This is a genomic window from Cupriavidus sp. SHE, from assembly GCF_000812445.1.
Classification (GTDB): domain Bacteria; phylum Pseudomonadota; class Gammaproteobacteria; order Burkholderiales; family Burkholderiaceae; genus Cupriavidus; species Cupriavidus metallidurans.
Genome location: NZ_JWMB01000082.1, coordinates 1 through 2,501, shown reverse-complemented (window position 1 = coordinate 2,501; position 2,501 = coordinate 1). Strand labels below are relative to the sequence as shown.

Here is a 2,501-nt window from a genome sequence, read left to right as displayed (position 1 = left end):
GTAAGCGATCGAGAATGCGCGTCTTGCCGCCGTCGCGTCGCACCTGAGAAGCTACGTTCCCACGTAAGGTACCTGGGAACGTAATGTCAGAGTGGACGATGGAGCTAGCGGGACGCCTGGTAGTCGGGCGTAAGCGGGACGGCCGGTGCATTTATGATGCGCAGGCCAAGCGCGAGTTGATCTTGGCATGTCGCGAGCCCGGCGTGTCGATGGCGAAGCTTGCTCGCGAATGCGGCATCAACGCGAATCAGCTAAGCAGTTGGGTGCGCCAGTATGAGCGCGCGACAGGGAAGTCGGCGCCAGAAGCGGAAGTAATTGAAGCGGAGCCGCCAGCGTTTGTGCCCGTACAGTTCGAGATGCCGTCGGTGCAGGAGAACCGCACATTTAGCGTGCACATTCTGCTGCCGAACGGCGCATCAATCGATCTGCGCGACTGCGATACGCAACAGGCATGCTCTGTGATCGAAGCGATTGGGAGACTTCGATGTTCCGCTTCAACGAAGGCCTGAAGGTGTTCCTGCACCGGGATGCCGTAGACTTCCGCAAGAGCATCAACGGCCTGGCGATGTTGGTGGAGCAAGCTCTGGGACTCGACCCGTTTGCACAGGCAGTGTACGTGTTCCGCAATCGACGCTGCGACCGTATCAAGATGCTCGGCTGGGACCGCAACGGCTTCTGGCTGCTGCTCAAGAGGCTGGACGAGGATCGCTTCATTTGGCCGCGCGAGGCTGCGGTTACCACCTTGTCGGTCGAGCAACTGCACTGGCTGCTCGATGGCATCGACATCAACGCCATGCGCCGGCATCCTCATCGACATTATCAGCGCGTGGCGTGAACGTGGCATGGTGATGGGTGTCTAACCCGCCATGCCATCGACTCCCGTCACGATCACCGCGGCCGAATTGCATCTCCTGCGCGAAGCGGCCCGGGAGCGGGACGCGCTGCTCAGTGCGTTCACGCGCGTGAATGGCGAGTTGCGGGTCAAGACGGTCGAATGCGACCTGCTGCTGGAGCGTCTGAAGGCGTTCCAGCGCAAGCTGTTTGCCTCGACCAGCGAGGCGCGCGGTTGCGAGCAGACGGACCTGTTCCTCAACGAAGCCGAAGCCATTGCTCCCACCGACGCCACCTTTCCCGCGAAGGAAGATGGCGACGATGAGATCGAGGTGTCCGGTCATAAGCGCAAGAAGCGCGGTGGCCGCAAGCCGCTGGACCCCGCGCTGCCACGCGTGGTCGTACGCCACGAGCTGCCGGAAGTGGAACGGGTCTGCCCCCACGATGGGTCGGTTCTGGTCGAGATCGGTGTGGAGGTGAGCGAGCAGCTCGACATCATTCCTCAGCAGGTTCGGGTCATCCAGCACCAGCGTGTGAAGTATGCGTGCTTGCGCTGTGATCAAGGCATCCGACGCACGCCTGCACCGGCGCGCATCATTCCGAAGGGGCTCTTTACGGAAGCGGCGCTGGCCTGGATCATCGTGTCCAAGTATGTCGACGGGTTACCGTTGTACCGGCTGGCGGCACTGCTGCGCCGATTTGGCGGCGACATCTCCCGCAATACGCTGGCGGCCAGCGTGGTTCGCGTGGGCATCGCGGTGCAGCCGATCATCAACTTGCTGCGCGATTGTCTGCTGAGCAGCGAGATCATCCACGGTGACGAGACCACGCTCCAGGTACTCAAGGAGGCCGGGCGTACCGCCCAGACCCGCAGCTATCTCTGGGCGCAGATGAATGCCAGCGGACCACCGATCCGTCTGTTCACTTACGCTCCGGGCCGCGGCGGCGCGCAAGCGGTCAAGCTCTATGCAGGAGTGCGACCAGGTGCCGCGCTGATGACGGACGGCTATGAGCCGTACAACGCCATTGCGCAGACCCACGGCCTGATGCACTTGGGCTGCTGGGCGCACGCCCGGCGGTACTTCATTGAAGCGGAAGACGCGTTGCCGAAGAACGCTCGCAAACCTGACCAGCTCGCTACGCGGTTCATCGGTCTGATCGGCAAGCTCTACCGAGCAGAGGCGCGGGCCAAGGGGTGGACCGCGCCACGCCGTCAGCGTCTGCGGGCCAGCTACAGCACGGCCGTGCTGCGCGAGATGGAGCAACTACTGCTCGCCAACCTACATGCGCTGGCGCCGGCCAGCTTGCTGGGCAAAGCGCTGCACTACCTGAGCCGACAATGGCCAAAGCTGACGCGCTTCATCGAGAACGGAGCGTGGCCCGTGGACAACAACCCTTGCGAGAATGCGATTCGTCCATTCGTGGTCGGACGCCGCAATTGGTTGTTTGCCGACACCGTCGGGGGTGCCACGGCCAGTGCCAACCTGTACTCCATCGTCGAAACCTGCAAGGCCAACGGCATCGATCCGTACCAATATCTCGTCGCCCTATTCAGGGAGCTTCCGCTCGCCCGGACCGCCGATGATTATGAAAACCTGCTGCCGTGGAAGATGGGACTGCCTGTGCGGTCCTGATCTGCTCGATGGGCGCTGATTCTCGACCGCTTACGA

At 62.5% G+C, this 2,501-nt stretch carries 3 protein-coding genes; all 3 read left to right on the top strand.

The genetic code is table 11. From position 1 onward, the window contains the following. Positions 1 to 83 precede the first annotated feature (83 nt). From RN01_RS30400 to RN01_RS30390, 3 genes are read left to right on the top strand one after another with little or no spacing between them, the layout of a single operon-like run. The gene (locus tag RN01_RS30400; protein WP_039016827.1) at positions 84 to 509 is read left to right on the top strand and encodes a transposase; all 426 of its coding nucleotides are present in this window, start codon (positions 84 to 86) and stop codon (positions 507 to 509) included. After that, the gene (gene tnpB / locus RN01_RS30395) at positions 485 to 835 is read left to right on the top strand and encodes an IS66 family insertion sequence element accessory protein TnpB (protein WP_039016826.1); all 351 of its coding nucleotides are present in this window, start codon (positions 485 to 487) and stop codon (positions 833 to 835) included. Before RN01_RS30400 ends, tnpB begins: the two co-directional genes overlap by 25 nt. A gap of 31 nt (positions 836 to 866) precedes the next feature. After that, a complete protein-coding gene (locus RN01_RS30390) occupies positions 867 to 2,465 on the top strand; it encodes an IS66 family transposase (RefSeq protein WP_039016825.1) in 1,599 nt (532 codons plus the stop codon). The last annotated feature ends 36 nt before the right edge of the window (positions 2,466 to 2,501 follow it).